Here is a 13,557-nt window from a genome sequence, read left to right on the forward strand (position 1 = left end):
CCAATGCTGCACATTGGCGGAAAAACATTCACATCAAGACTATTACTCGGAACAGGGAAGTACCCATCATTTGAGGTTCAAAAAGAAGCGGTGAACGTATCGGAAGCCGAAATTTTAACCTTTGCTGTCAGAAGGATGAACATATTCGAAGCATCTCAGCCTAATTTTCTAGAGCAGCTTGATTTATCAAGATATACGCTGCTTCCGAATACAGCTGGTGCAAGTACAGCAGAAGAGGCAGTGCGTATTGCCCGTTTAGCAAGGGCTTCTGGGCTGTGTGACATGATCAAGGTAGAAGTCATTGGCTGTTCAAGGTCTCTTTTGCCAGATCCAGTTGAAACATTAAAAGCATCTGAAATGCTGCTCGAAGAAGGATTTATCGTGCTGCCATATACATCTGATGATGTGGTGCTCGCAAGAAAATTAGAAGAACTCGGTGTCCACGCCATCATGCCAGGTGCTTCTCCGATTGGTTCAGGCCAAGGCTTACTAAATCCTCTGAATCTCTCATTTATTATCGAGCAGGCGAAGGTGCCGGTCATTATTGATGCTGGCGTAGGTTCTCCGAAGGATGCAGCTTATGCGATGGAGCTTGGAGCTGACGCAGTATTACTAAATACCGCTGTCTCTGGTGCAAAGGATCCTGTGAAAATGGCAAAAGCAATGAAACTGGCGATTGAATCAGGAAGACTAGGCTATGAGGCAGGACGTATTCCCCTGAAAAACTATGGGACAGCGAGCAGTCCACAGGAAGGAATGCCGTCATTTTGAGCACTCGTTATTCACGCCAAGAGCTTTTTCAGCCAATTGGAACAGAGGGACAAAAGCGGCTAAATGACTCAAAGGCGGTCATTATTGGAGCGGGGGCACTTGGAACGGCTAGTGCAGAAATGCTCGTTCGTGCCGGCGTTGGATCTGTCACCATTTTGGACCGAGATTATATTGAATGGAGCAACCTTCAGCGCCAGCAGCTTTACACGGAGCAAGACGTGAAGGATCGGCTGCCAAAGGCTGTGGCGGCTGAAAAAAGACTCAAGCAAGTAAACAGTGACGTTTACGTCAAAGGCATCGTGATTGATGTGACTGCTCACAATATTGACGAACTGGTCAGCGGGGCTTCGATCATTGTCGATGCAGCGGATAATTTTGAGGTAAGAATGATTGCAAATGATGCTGCTGTCAAACATCAAATTCCGTTCCTTTATGGGGCCTGTGTAGCCAGTTATGGTATTCAATTTACTGTGATTCCTGGTGAGACGCCGTGTTTACACTGTCTGCTTGAACATTTACCTGCACAAGGCATGACATGTGATACAGCAGGTATCATTAGTCCAGTTGTGCAGCAGGTGGCCGCATATCAAGTGGCAGATGCACTTAAATATTTAACAGGACATCAAGTGACGCCAATATTAAAATCCTTCGATTTATGGAAAAATGAACGGTCTGACATTCGGTCGGTCGCGTCTTTAAAGAAGCAGCAATGTCCAAGCTGTGGACTTAAGACGTATCCATTTCTTTCATATGAGAAGAGTGCGAAGGCAGATGTACTATGCGGCCGTAATACGGTACAAATCCGCAGTGCAGCAGAAACACCGCCACCTTTACATGAAGTAGCTCTTCGGTTAAAGAAAGCAGGGATGGATGTGCTTGAAAATCCATATTTGCTTTCATGTCAAAAGGATGAATTTAAGCTTGTCTTATTTAAAGATGGCAGAGCGCTTGTTCATGGAACCAATGATATTGCCAAAGCAAGAACTATTTATCATCAATGGATTGGCTAATGAGAGGTGTGAAGAAATGACGATCAAAAAAGCATTCACAATCGCGGGTTCTGATTCTGGCGGCGGAGCAGGCATTCAGGCAGATTTGAAAACTTTTCAGGAGCTCGGTGTGTATGGAATGTCTGCAATCACAGCGATTACTGCGCAAAACACACTAGGTGTTCATGGGATATATCCGCTTTCAATTGAGGCGTTAGAGCGTCAAATAGATGCAGTGGCAGAAGATTTACTGCCAGATGCCGTCAAAACAGGGATGCTGTGGAGTGCAGACATGATCAAGATCGTAGCTGAAAAAACGGTTCAATATGATATGAAGCTGATTGTAGATCCAGTCATGATCGCAAAAGGGGGAGCCTCTTTATTAAATGAAGATGCGGTCGCTGCGATGAAAACACACTTGCTGCCTGTGAGCTATGCTGTAACGCCGAATCTTCCTGAGGCAGAAGTACTGTCAGGTTTACGTATTCAGACGAAAGAGGATCGCTATCTGGCAGCAGAGCGCCTTTATGAGCTCGGTACGAAACATGTCGTGATCAAAGGCGGCCATGGTCCATCTGATGGGATGATTACAGACCTGCTGTATGATGGAAAAGGCTTTATTGAAATCACAAATGAACATATTGATACACCACATACACATGGCACAGGCTGCACGTTTGCAGCAGCATTAACAGCTGAAATTGCGAAAGGTTATTCGATAAAGGAAGCCTTTGAAACAGCAGAAACCTTTGTCCATGAAGCGATCAAATTCCCTTTACGAATTGGATCTGGACACGGGCCTACGAACCATTTTGCTTATCAGCAAAACAGAATCAAACGTTAAGGGAATCGAACCGCCTTCCTTGTGAGGGCGGTTTTTTTGCGAAAATGAAACTTTCTTTCAGAGGAAATTGTCATTCTCTTATGATCTGTGATAATATTATGATCAGGTACTAATACTATGTCTTGAAAAAATAGGAGGCTTTATTACATATGAACTTTTCTTTAGAAGGCCGTAATATCGTGGTGATGGGTGTTGCCAATAAACGAAGCATCGCTTGGGGAATTGCCCGTTCACTTCATGAAGCTGGAGCTCGTTTGATTTTTACTTATGTTGGAGATCGTCTTGCTGAATCGGTAAAAGAGCTTGCAAGCACACTTGAGCGTGATGATTCAATTATTCTTCCGTGTGATGTGACAAGTGATGAAGAAATCGAGAAATGTTTTGCTGAAATTAAAGAAAAAGTACAAGTCATTCATGGCGTTGCGCATGCCATTGCATTTGCAAATAAGGAAGAGCTTGTTGGCGAATACTTGAACACGAATCGTGAAGGTTTCCTTTTGGCGCACAACATTAGTTCATACTCATTAACTGCTGTAGCAAAAGCAGCACGTCCATTAATGACAGAGGGTGGAAGCATTGTGACGCTTACATACCTAGGCGGAGAACGTGTTGTATCTAACTACAACGTAATGGGTGTAGCGAAAGCATCACTTGAAGCAAGTGTGAAATATTTAGCAGCTGATTTAGGCGCAGAAGGCATCCGCGTGAACAGTATTTCTGCTGGTCCAATTCGTACGTTATCTGCAAAAGGCATCAGCGGCTTTAATACCATTCTGAAGGATATTGAAGAGCGTGCACCACTTCGCCGTACAACAACTCCTGAAGAAGTTGGCGATACAGCTCTATTCTTATTCAGTGATCTATCTCGCGGCATGACAGGTGAGAATCTGCATGTTGATTCTGGCTTCCATATCATTGCCCGCTAAACGAATACATGACTTGCAGCATACCGATGAAAGGTATGCTGTTTTTTTATTTTTCTTCTGATTTGAGGCCTCCGTTCATATATATAAGGAATGAATCATTCGGGAGGGATTAGTATGTCAAATAAAGGTGATGAGAATCAAAAGCCGCTGATGTATATTGTTCAGCCGAGCTATCAAGAATCAAAGCCGGCCATGCAAAATATTGTGAGAAAGCGAAAAAAATCAGAAAAACAGCCAGAAAGTGATCATAATGCAAAAGGCGAGATCGAAGAAAGCACGCAGCAGGAGCCTGCGATTCAAGAAATAGAGCAGAAAAAAGAAGCCGAGCCACCTGCACACCAGCAAGATCGAGATATAAAACAAGAAGCCGAATTTACAAAAGAACAAGATATCGCACAAGAGGCTGAGCTTGCACAGGAACAAGAGAACATACAAGAACCAGAGCTCATACAAAAGCAAGAGCCTCAGCAAGAAGAAGGAAACCAGCCAGAAGGTGTCTTTCATGAAACAAAAGAAGAACCAAGAAGAAAACGAGTGAAAAAGCCTTTAAGTCAGATGAGTATTGATGAAAAAGTCGATTTTCTCACAAGACTGCCTCATAATATGCCAAGGGCTCTTTGTCTGATTGAAGCTGATGGTAAAACATATAGAGGAATCATCATGGATCGAAAAGATGATACTGTGATCATTCGTACAGCAGGCGGGGGAAATCCAGTCGAATTAGCGATTGCTGAGATTTCTTCCATCCACCCGCTTGGTTTTTAACAAAGAAAAAAAGTCCCATATAGGGACTTTTTTTGTTAGCAGTTACGGTTGATGAGTCTTGGATTTAGGCATTCGATTGCGCAGAAGCAGTCAAGGTCTACTTCAATGCAATATTTTGATTTTTCTAATCGGAACACATCACATAAGGAATCTTTATCTGTAAAATCTAAAATATGACGGTCTTTGTCAAATGCGATAAGCAAGCTGAGAGTTGCGCAGTGATCAGAGATGTGTTCGACTCTGAAAAATGCAGTGCTGAAGCAAGGGCCTGGATCTACTTCTCCGACATTTCCGAATGCGACGAATGGTTTTGATTTGGATGTAAAGAGAACAAATGGGACAGTGTCACCTAAAGAATGTGATGGAGAAAGGAGATTGCTGTAACAGCTGGTCGGGCAATCTTCTTCGACGGCATTTTGTAAGTCGTGAATGTTTTCAACAGCCTCTGCTACACAGTTCCATGAATGTTTGCGGCTCATATTCAACCCTCCTATACTAGGAAATTTGTTTGAGTGTTTGAGCACTGTTATCATCTACAAGCTATTTTTGCCGGTTCGTGCATCTACTTTTAACCAATGCGGAAGCGGCCGCTACTTATGCCGACTGCTCCGCATAATTGGCTGTCATTCGTAAGGAAGGGGATGCTTTGACTCATGACAAGTTAGATGATCGGCCTGTTGATTTAGCCGTGGTGATGATGCTTTTTATCTTTCGATGGCATGACTCTGTCGACAAGCTCTGGGTTTAAGCATTGGATTGCGCAGAAGCAGTTTAAATCAACCTCAATACAAAAGTCCGTTTTTTCTAGACCAAAGAAGTCAGGGTCACAAGGGTGACACACGCTTAGCGTATGTCCGTGTACATCAACAGGTCTTAATACAGATAACGTAGCACAGCAGTCGTGTAATTTTTCAACCCGGAAGAAAATAGATTCGAAGCATTGGCAATCGTCAACGAATCCTCCAATATTTCCGAAAGTAGAGAACAACCCGCCCTTTTTATCAAAAAGTAAAAACGGAATCGTATCTTTTCCAGAAACTGTTGGGCTTAATAAATTACTGTAGCAGCTCGTAGGACATTTATCTTCTACAGCTTCCTGCTCTGCTAAAATCTTATCAACCGCATCGCATACACAGTTTTCATCATGTCGGCCATGGTGTTTTCCGCAGCTCATGGATTTCAGCTCCTTTAACAAGGTATTTGACTTTAGTCCTTAACAACATATGTATGCGCCCTCTAGTTGGTGTGGGTAAATGACCATTTATATTTGTTGTATTTTTATAAAAGGAAAAGCAGAGCTTTTCGCTCTGCTTTTGGACATTAGAGGATGCCGATTGCAACGATTGTCGCAACAAGAGTTTGTGTAAGTGTTTGGATTGCGATAGAGATGTCCGCATCGATTGTAGATACTGTAACGTTTCTTGAATTTTCGATGACAAGTTTTTGGCGGTTTGTTTGTTTGTGAGTAGCAGCTTGTAAGAGATCCTGCGTGACGCGGTCTGCCAAATCACCGTCTGCGATTGAGATGTTTGTAATGGTGATGATCGCTGTTTGAATCGCTACTTGGATAGATGCTGCAACCTGTGCATCGACAGAAGATACGTTAATGTCACAAGAGTCCCTAACGATAATGACCTCTTCAGATGTCTGCTTTGTGAAGCTTACTTGATCCAAATCTTGTAAGACATCTTCGTCATCATAATAATCGTCACAAAGTGCTTTTCTTTCATAGTTGCAATCGTCGTGGTGTTCGTGGTATCTGTGGTGTCCGTGGTGTGAACAGTTACGATCTAGAGCGACCCAAGAATATGGTTTAGAATCCATTTCTATTCCTCCTTCCGTTTACTTTATTAAATGCTGGAATGCGTTGTTTTGTCTCGGGCATTTACCCTAGCAGGCAACCCATTTTTATTTAATCGTTATTACGCTGAGCATTACGACGCTGCTGAATACGATTTCGAAGTGAATTTCGATTTGGACGTACTTTTGGTTCAGGCACTACTTCTTCTGGCTGTTTTGCTGCCTCAGCCTGCCTTTTTTTCTCCTGCTGCTGTTCTACGAAATCATTTGCTTTCTTTTGTAAGTCCTCGACTAATTTCAAAATCATTCTTCTTTGATCATCTGAAATTTTTGCTTTCTGATCATCAGTGATATTGTTTTTGTTTAACACATCACTGACAAGAAGACTTGTTAATGGATCAATATCCGTATTGATTTGAAATTCCTTTTTTTCGTTCTCTTCAGCCACGATGATTTCACCTCTTTCATACGTCATGTTAGAAAAAGAAAGGGTCAAAGAATGCCGGCTTCAACTAAGAGCACATTCAATGTTTGAGTGAGAATTTGGACGGAGTTCATAATGGATGCATCTGATAATGTAATTGTAATGTTATAGCAGTTGATGATTTGAATCACAGTTTTCTTTTGGACTTCCACTTGTTGCACAGCTAAAAGCTGATCTGTGATGTCAGCAGCCACTTCATCGTCTGGTACAAGAATTTGGATTAAAAGAGTAATGATTGTCGTTACGGTCGCTTGAAGGGAGAGTGCAGCTGTTACATCTGTTTTATGAATTGTGACATTTTCCGAATCTTTGATCTCAATGAAATCATCATAATTGCTGATTAATTCGTTTAACAGTTGTGTATATAATATTTCAGCACTTTCTTCAATAGACAATACTTTCACTCCTTTCTTATCTATACATTATTTAATGCAGCAACGACTCAAGTTGGAATCGGAAAGTGTGAAAAAGTACAACCCAATTTTATTTCCACTCGATTCATCATGACAGTCTTTTTTCTTGCATATATAAAGAAAGGACGGAAAAAGAAGAAAGAAGGAGGTGGAGGCTTCTGAGCGGTGCTTTGTCATTTGTCGTGTTTGCCCTCGCATCCTTTAGACTGACGAGACTGATTGTGTTTGATACCATTACTGCCCCTTTCCGCCGTCTATTTCATGAAGAACAGGAAGAGGTAAATGAACAAGGTGAAGTCGAAACATATATCATCATTAAAGGTGAAGGGCTGCGGTCCTGGGTTGGAGAACTGTTAAGCTGTTATTGGTGTACTGGCATGTGGTGCACTGCTGCCTTACTTCTGATATACATACTTTTTCCTGTCATCAGCATGTGGCTTAATTTACTATTAGCGATTGCCGCAGCAGCAGGCATCATTGAAGCGGTCGTCTCGAAGCTTGTGAAATAAACAGGCATTCTGATCAGACACGCTTTCAATAAATGCATATACTATCAAGGAATAGGAAAGGAAGGGTTGCGATGAAACCAACTGAAACGCCGTCACATATGCTTCAAGGTTATCCAGCGCAGTCAAATCAACAATCTGTATATACGAAAAAAATCAAGAAAACAGGCTGCGGCTGTGGAAACAAAAAGAAACCTCAATAATAGAAGAGAAAAACAAAAGCCGGATTTATCCGGTTTTTTTGTTGCCCTTTTTTTGAGTGGTGCATATGTAAGAGAGAAGGGGTGACCAGAATGGATGCATTCGAACAATTAATCGGTTCCTTGTTCACTAAACCCCATGATGGGAAAGAACAAGCGCACGAAAAGGCTGAAATGGATCTAGCGGATAAAGCGCATGATCTTGAGGAGCACTTAAAAGCATTTGGCGTGAAGATGGAGGCTTTTGCAAAAGAAACAGAAACATTCATGATGCGTCATACAGAGGCAGATTACGTCTTTAAACAGCAGAAATAAAAATTCCGCACTTTTTTATGTGATCGTCCAAACCATTTCTTGCATTTTTCATACTTTGTAAGGGAGAAGAGGAGGTGCTTAAATATGAGTTACGGTTACGGTGGCGGTTCTTGCGGCGGCTACGGTGGTGGCTACGGCGGCGGATATGGATCAACATTTGTTCTTGTTGTCGTGCTTTTCATCCTTCTAATCATCGTTGGTGCTTCTTTCTTTAACTACTAAAAAGTAAGAAGGTGAGGGAAGCAAGGGGGAAGCCTTTTGCTTTCCTTTCTCTTTGGTCAAACAAGGTTTTAGGATAGGCACATATCCCGCCTATTTTCATATAGTAAGGTGATTACTCCACAAAGAGGAGGCAAATGAATGGATAATAAATTCTTTAAAAGCGTAGAAAACAAAACCGGTGTGAATATGAATGATGTGTTTAAACTTGCAGGTTCTTTGCAAAATGCCAACTTTAAAGATGAGAATACCGTTCGAGGTGTCATTAAAAAAGTAGCGCAGCTTGCGAACAAACGTGTACCTAAAGAAATGGAAGACAAAATCGTTCAATCGATTACAAGTGGAAAAGAAAAGCTTGATTTCAATACAATCGCTAAAATGATGAATAACAAAAAATAAACAACAGGCTCTCCGTTTAAAGGGGGGCCTGTTGTTTTTGCGTAAATAATTCACGGTTTTTCTTTAGAAGAGGATACAAAAAGCGAGAACGATGAGCCGTTTTGCCTCGTCTAAATGAAGGAACAGACAGATAAAGAGATTGTTCAGCTCTTGTCATGGCCACGTATAATAAACGGCGCTCTTCTTCCAGCGCTTCTTCATCACCGTTTCTGAGTTCATCCAGTGAGAAATCATGAGGCAGTGCTCCGTCGACCACACAAGTGATGTATACTGTCTGGAATTCAAGTCCCTTTGCACGGTGGATCGTCATGAGCTGAACACCGGGTTCATCTGTTTTTTCCTTTTCGGCAGATTTCATATGTTCGGCATGTGCGAGAAAGGCTTCAATCGTTTCAAAGCGTTTGGCAGCTGTTTTCACATCACGTACATCATCTGTCCCTTTTTCAAGTACATTCGTATCGTTCACCCGTTTTTTTAAGTAATCACCGAGTCCCATCTTTTGTTCAATAAATGTCACCGCGTCCGATGGCTTTAATGTTCGTAACGTTCGGAACAAAGGAACGATTGATTGCAGCTTTTTCCGTTGAAACGGCTGTATATCTGTCAGCTTACCGAGCGCATCTACCATTGAACAATCCTCTGTGATGGTCAGTGCCTTTAGTGTATTCAGCGTTTGCTGCTTTAAAAAGAAAACCGGCAGCAGCTGTTTCATGGCGGTCACATCATCTGCATCCTGACTTAAGGAAAGAAAGGCGAGGAGTACCCGAACAATTCGTCTGCTGTAGAAGGCTTTGACGCCAGCATCCGTTTCATACGGAATGGCCGATTGATGCAGCCGTTCATAAATCGCACGGCCGCCTGTATTCGTACGAAACAGCACGCAGAAGTCATTCGGCTTTGCGCCGTTTTTAATTTTCTCCTGAATATCTGCGACAATCATCGTCGCTTCCTCTTCTTCATCATATGGATAAAAGAGCGTCGGCGGAATTTTCTCCGCCCGAACGGCTTTTAACGTCTTCTCATAACGATGCTGATTTTTCTTAATAATCGCATCTGCACTTGCGACAATTGTATGATGAGAGCGGTAATTCGCATGTAAATGGACGATCTGAGCCGAAGGATAATCCTGTTTGAACTCAAGGATGAAAGCAGGATTGCTACCCCTAAATGCGTAAATGGCTTGATCATCGTCGCCTACACAAAATAACTGCTCTGATTCTCCGGCTAAAAGTTGAATCAAGCGATATTGCACTGGATTAATATCCTGAAATTCATCAACTAAAATATACTGGAATCGTTCTTGATACCGTTTTAACAGTTCAGGCTGTTCTGTCAGCATATGTAAGCAGGCAATCGCCATATCATCAAAGTCAAATTGCTGATGATCTCGTTTTTGTTGTTCATATGATTGATAGATCGTCCACATGTGTTTTTCCTTTTCATCCTTCAAATCAGGAAGTTCACCTGGTAAAAAGGCATTTTTCCAATAGCCGATGGATTGCAGCACTTGATCAGTAGGGTAGTCTTTCTCATCAAGTCCTTCATTCATTATGGCTTTTCGAATGTATTGCTCCTTTTGCCAGTCAAACTTTATCAGATGCTGGCCGTTCCATTTATTTGCGTCATCGTGAAGCAGCATTTTATAAAAAAGACTGTGGAAGGTGCCTGTCACCACTTGGCTGGCTTGTGAAGGATGAAGCTGGTATTGCTTGCGCAGTCTTTCTTTCATCTCACTGCTCGCTTTTGTAGTAAAAGTTACGAGTAAAATATGGTGAGCAGGAATATGATGATGGGACATGAGATAAGCCGCTCTAGCCGTCAGGACTCTTGTTTTCCCGCTGCCGGCACCAGCCAGCACAAGCATCGGACCATCTAAATGTGTGACAGCTTGAAGCTGCGGTGTGCTAAAGGTGATATGCGGGAAGAGGTCGATCGTATGAACTTGTTCATTTTCTTCTAAATGTAAGGCGTCGCTAAATTGAATCGACTTTGGTTCCTGCCAGTCATATGATTCGCTAGTTTGCGAGATGATCTGTTTGCCGGTTGGAAAACGGAAGCCGCCAAGTTCTTTATAGGAAGCCTTTTCCTCCTGTTCAGCCGTTTGATTATGATCTGCTTGTTCTTCAGCTTGTTCACAAATCTCTTGCTGAGACATGTGCTTATGAATAAAGGCAGGTTCATCATGTATATTTAATCTAAAAAAGGCCGGTTGTCCGCAATATGGGCAGAATAATTGTCCTTTTTTTCCCTCGTCATGGAGGAATTGATAATGTTCTCTCGAATACGTATGTAATGAGATCGTTCGATCATGTCGTCGTGCGCATTTCAAAGCTAGTCCTCCAATAGTCAATCAATCTTAAAATGAAACACATCTAATCATATCAAATGAGGCGTGTTTCAAACAGTCATAATTAGGGAATAGTAGAGTAAGAGAGAAGCAAAGGAGGCGTTCTTGATGGGATATATAGCCCCGATTCAGCCGGATCTGTATTTTCAATATATCAATCGTCCAGCTCCTCAGGATAAAGAAGACTACGCGAAAGTAACAAAGGTTACTCGCACCTTTCATGACAAGATTTACAGAGAGCTGGAGAAAAAAGAGGACTTAGTGACAGAAGCGGAAACGAAAGTACAGCAAAAAAAGCGGGAACGCTTTGTACGAGATATGTTTATGGAGGAAGGAAAAGGCGTTCATATCAATACGTATATATAAATGATTGCGCTTTCTTCCATTGGCGAACGATAATGAAAAAGAAAAAAGCCAGGGCATCTTGAATGCTCTGGCTTTTCTTTTGGTCAAACAGACAGTGTTTTTGTCATTTTGACATGGGTGATTCCAGCTTCTTCAAACGGTTCAGAAACCGCTTTGTAGCCTTTCTTTTCGTAGAAAGGAAGCGCATGGACTTGGGCATGCATCACCGCTTCTTTTGCTCCATTAGCAATTGCTTCTGTTTCTAGCGCCTCTAATAGCTTGAGGCCAAGGCCGAAGGAGCGCGCCTCTTTTAACACACAAATTCTTTCTAGCTTTGCCTTTGATCCCTCAATGATCCGCAGTCTAGCGGCCGCCTGAGGCTTTTTGTCATCATTGTAAATGACAAAATGGGTGGCTTTGTCCTCTAGTTCATCTATTTCGATCTCTACTGGAACTTCTTGTTCTTTGACGAATACTTCTTTTCGAACGTAATATGCATCTTCTCGTTGTGTTTGTTCTGTTGCGATGACTGTTTTCAAATGTCTTTAACCCTCTTCTCCTAAAATAAATGTTTCATAGACGGTCCAAGATCCGTTTTCTAATTGATATAAAAGGTGGAAGCGATCCACTGTTTCTTCATGGTCAATCTTTCTCAGCTTTAATGTACCAAGTACGTCTGAATGCTCATCATCTGATAGTTTTTGAGCCACTGTCACATGCGGAACAAAGGCATATTCAGGTGTACCAGCCAGTGGCTCTGCGTACAATCTTTCATTGAGCGCCATGATGTCCTCGTTCGGTTCTACTTTCATATAAATGACGTTGTTTACAGGAGCGAATGAACTGAATTTTTTAATACGTAACGTAATAGGAGAAGCATTTTTTGCATAATCTCTTAACGTTGAGACGACCTCAGCCGCTTCTAGATCCGTTAATTCAAAAGGTGTTCTTAATGTTAAATGAGGCGGTATGAGTGCATAGTTCGGATCATAACGCTTCCGGTAAGAGTTCGCAATATCTTGCAATTTTTTTGATGGAAATATAACAACTCCGTATTTCATCATGTTCCCTCCTGAATAAGAAAGTATTTATTATTATTTATTATAACAAAATTCAGTTGATTAACGAATATGGGAGCATTCTTTTTAACGAAGGCGCAATGAGCGGCTGCCAATACGTCCATTTATGATCCCCTTCGAATGTCTCAAATAAATAATCCGCTCCAGATTGTTCAAGAAGGGCCTTTAAATCATCATTCGGCTGAACAAAATCAAGCACCTGGCCATCTGTTGTTTTCACAGCGGTTTCCTCCAGCCCAATTTGATGGATAATCGCATAATGAGAAAGGGCTGTCGACTGTTTGACGGCTTCTAGAACCGACTCGTCAACATAAGGGGACTGCAAAATCAGCCCGCCAAATAAAGAAGGATAATCAATGGCTGTCATGAGGGAAATCGTCGCACCCAGTGAATCACCAATTAACGTACGTCCTGATCCAATTTGATAGGTTGGATAGTGTTCATCAATATAAGGAACCAGTTCATTAGCTAAAAAGCGTTTATACGCTTCAAACTTTGTGCCGTCTGGATGATACGTGTTCCGTCTCTCCGTAACATTTTCATAAGGGACACCAATGATAATCGAGCGTTCCATTTCTTTGTTCTGCATCAATTCTTCTGCCTGTCTGCCTATTTTGCCTAGGCGGAAATAATCATGACCATCCTGGGCAATGATGACATGATATGTATAAAGGGGGGAGTAATTGACTGGCAAATAGATCAAAATAGTCATGTCCGCCCCAAGTTCTTTTGACTGTAAGGTTTCTTCTTGAATGATTCCTGTTTTCTTCACCATAATCCATTCCTCCAGCTAACCAAATTCATCATAAAGTGAAACGTTTCCATTCATTGTAACACGAAAAACAGCGTTGTTCCTATATGCTAACATGCAATCAAACCGTATAACATCGATTCTGTTATAAAATACAGAAAATTTTAATTAATCATGACATTTCCCCTTGAAAAATGAGATTTAATGGGTTACAGTATTAAGAATTAGAACAGACAGACAACACATTCTTATCGTGAGAGGTGGAGGGACTGGCCCTTTGAAACCTCAGCAACCGGTATGCATCACTTCATGTGATGTACCAAGGTGCTAAATCCAGCAAGCAGCTTTTTTGCTTGGAAGATAAGAGGAAGCGATTAAACCCCTTCTTCTAAGAAGAAGGGGTT

At 41.9% G+C, this 13,557-nt stretch carries 20 protein-coding genes and 1 riboswitch; of the genes, 11 read left to right on the plus strand and 9 right to left on the minus strand.

What is annotated here, in order from left to right; translation table 11 throughout:
- The first annotated feature begins 3 nt into the window (after positions 1-3).
- The 5 genes from AOQ70_RS04210 (at position 4) to AOQ70_RS04230 (ending at position 4,295) form a co-directional block, all read left to right on the plus strand.
- The gene (locus AOQ70_RS04210; protein ID WP_039177841.1) at positions 4-771 is read left to right on the plus strand and encodes a thiazole synthase; all 768 of its coding nucleotides are present in this window, start codon (positions 4-6) and stop codon (positions 769-771) included.
- On the plus strand, positions 768-1,781 hold the full coding sequence (locus AOQ70_RS04215) for a thiazole biosynthesis adenylyltransferase ThiF (RefSeq protein ID WP_059374956.1): 1,014 nt from the start codon (positions 768-770) through the stop codon (positions 1,779-1,781). Before AOQ70_RS04210 ends, AOQ70_RS04215 begins: the two co-directional genes overlap by 4 nt.
- Positions 1,782-1,797: 16 nt before the next feature.
- Positions 1,798-2,604, plus strand: coding sequence for a bifunctional hydroxymethylpyrimidine kinase/phosphomethylpyrimidine kinase (gene thiD, locus AOQ70_RS04220; protein ID WP_058838857.1), 807 nt, complete (start codon positions 1,798-1,800; stop codon positions 2,602-2,604).
- A gap of 149 nt (positions 2,605-2,753) precedes the next feature.
- On the plus strand, positions 2,754-3,530 hold the full coding sequence (fabI, locus tag AOQ70_RS04225; protein ID WP_059374958.1) for an enoyl-ACP reductase FabI: 777 nt from the start codon (positions 2,754-2,756) through the stop codon (positions 3,528-3,530).
- Between the two features lie 114 nt (positions 3,531-3,644).
- Entirely contained in the window at positions 3,645-4,295 is a 651-nt protein-coding gene (locus AOQ70_RS04230; protein WP_059374959.1) for a CotO family spore coat protein, read from the plus strand.
- Between the two features lie 35 nt (positions 4,296-4,330).
- On the opposite strand, the gene AOQ70_RS04235 is transcribed toward AOQ70_RS04230, so the two are convergent.
- The 5 genes from AOQ70_RS04235 to AOQ70_RS04255 all read right to left on the minus strand — a co-directional run bounded on the left by AOQ70_RS04235 (position 4,331) and on the right by AOQ70_RS04255 (position 6,983).
- Positions 4,331-4,774: a CotY/CotZ family spore coat protein gene (locus tag AOQ70_RS04235; protein WP_039177847.1), complete on the minus strand. Its 444-nt coding sequence runs from the start codon at positions 4,772-4,774 to the stop codon at positions 4,331-4,333.
- Positions 4,775-4,977: 203 nt separating this feature from the next.
- Complete coding sequence (locus AOQ70_RS04240; RefSeq protein ID WP_003211658.1) at positions 4,978-5,469, minus strand: CotY/CotZ family spore coat protein; 492 nt, start codon at positions 5,467-5,469, stop codon at positions 4,978-4,980.
- A gap of 146 nt (positions 5,470-5,615) precedes the next feature.
- On the minus strand, positions 5,616-6,119 hold the full coding sequence (locus tag AOQ70_RS04245; protein ID WP_039177849.1) for a spore coat protein: 504 nt from the start codon (positions 6,117-6,119) through the stop codon (positions 5,616-5,618).
- Positions 6,120-6,207: 88 nt separating this feature from the next.
- On the minus strand, positions 6,208-6,543 hold the full coding sequence (locus AOQ70_RS04250) for a hypothetical protein (RefSeq protein WP_024425013.1): 336 nt from the start codon (positions 6,541-6,543) through the stop codon (positions 6,208-6,210).
- A 44-nt stretch (positions 6,544-6,587) separates the two neighbouring features.
- A complete protein-coding gene (locus AOQ70_RS04255) occupies positions 6,588-6,983 on the minus strand; it encodes a spore coat protein (protein ID WP_228279989.1) in 396 nt (131 codons plus the stop codon).
- A 167-nt stretch (positions 6,984-7,150) separates the two neighbouring features.
- Here AOQ70_RS04255 and AOQ70_RS04260 point away from each other — a divergent pair, with 167 nt between their 5' ends.
- From AOQ70_RS04260 to AOQ70_RS04270, 5 genes are all read left to right on the plus strand, one after another.
- Positions 7,151-7,501, plus strand: coding sequence for a DUF1360 domain-containing protein (locus AOQ70_RS04260; protein WP_039177852.1), 351 nt, complete (start codon positions 7,151-7,153; stop codon positions 7,499-7,501).
- 71 nt (positions 7,502-7,572) lie between these two features.
- Positions 7,573-7,701, plus strand: a complete 129-nt coding sequence (locus AOQ70_RS20055; protein ID WP_254967544.1) for a hypothetical protein — start codon at positions 7,573-7,575, stop codon at positions 7,699-7,701.
- A 90-nt stretch (positions 7,702-7,791) separates the two neighbouring features.
- A complete protein-coding gene (locus AOQ70_RS04265) occupies positions 7,792-8,013 on the plus strand; it encodes a hypothetical protein (protein ID WP_059374960.1) in 222 nt (73 codons plus the stop codon).
- 84 nt (positions 8,014-8,097) lie between these two features.
- On the plus strand, positions 8,098-8,235 hold the full coding sequence (locus tag AOQ70_RS19105; RefSeq protein WP_024426457.1) for a YjcZ family sporulation protein: 138 nt from the start codon (positions 8,098-8,100) through the stop codon (positions 8,233-8,235).
- Between the two features lie 138 nt (positions 8,236-8,373).
- Entirely contained in the window at positions 8,374-8,631 is a 258-nt protein-coding gene (locus AOQ70_RS04270) for a stage VI sporulation protein F (protein WP_008348417.1), read from the plus strand.
- A gap of 16 nt (positions 8,632-8,647) precedes the next feature.
- Here the strand turns inward: AOQ70_RS04270 and AOQ70_RS04275 are convergent, their stop codons facing one another.
- Complete coding sequence (locus tag AOQ70_RS04275; protein WP_059374961.1) at positions 8,648-10,960, minus strand: ATP-dependent helicase; 2,313 nt, start codon at positions 10,958-10,960, stop codon at positions 8,648-8,650.
- Positions 10,961-11,086: 126 nt separating this feature from the next.
- Here AOQ70_RS04275 and AOQ70_RS04280 point away from each other — a divergent pair, with 126 nt between their 5' ends.
- The gene (locus AOQ70_RS04280) at positions 11,087-11,344 is read left to right on the plus strand and encodes a hypothetical protein (RefSeq protein WP_003210759.1); all 258 of its coding nucleotides are present in this window, start codon (positions 11,087-11,089) and stop codon (positions 11,342-11,344) included.
- 83 nt (positions 11,345-11,427) lie between these two features.
- Here AOQ70_RS04280 and AOQ70_RS04285 read toward each other — a convergent pair whose 3' ends face one another.
- Genes AOQ70_RS04285 through AOQ70_RS04295 form a run of 3 tightly spaced genes read right to left on the minus strand, consistent with a single transcriptional unit; the run spans position 11,428 to position 13,177 of the window.
- Positions 11,428-11,862 carry a GNAT family N-acetyltransferase gene (locus tag AOQ70_RS04285; protein ID WP_039177857.1) on the minus strand — a complete coding sequence of 145 codons (435 nt, stop codon included), beginning with the start codon at positions 11,860-11,862 and terminating at the stop codon, positions 11,428-11,430.
- A gap of 6 nt (positions 11,863-11,868) precedes the next feature.
- Positions 11,869-12,384, minus strand: a complete 516-nt coding sequence (locus tag AOQ70_RS04290; protein WP_039177859.1) for a YjcG family protein — start codon at positions 12,382-12,384, stop codon at positions 11,869-11,871.
- A 52-nt stretch (positions 12,385-12,436) separates the two neighbouring features.
- Positions 12,437-13,177, minus strand: coding sequence for an esterase family protein (locus tag AOQ70_RS04295; protein WP_059374962.1), 741 nt, complete (start codon positions 13,175-13,177; stop codon positions 12,437-12,439).
- A gap of 221 nt (positions 13,178-13,398) precedes the next feature.
- Positions 13,399-13,520: riboswitch (SAM riboswitch) on the plus strand.
- The last annotated feature ends 37 nt before the right edge of the window (positions 13,521-13,557 follow it).

The organism is Bacillus sp. AM 13(2015), from assembly GCF_001518755.1.
GTDB lineage: Bacteria > Bacillota > Bacilli > Bacillales > Bacillaceae > Bacillus > Bacillus safensis.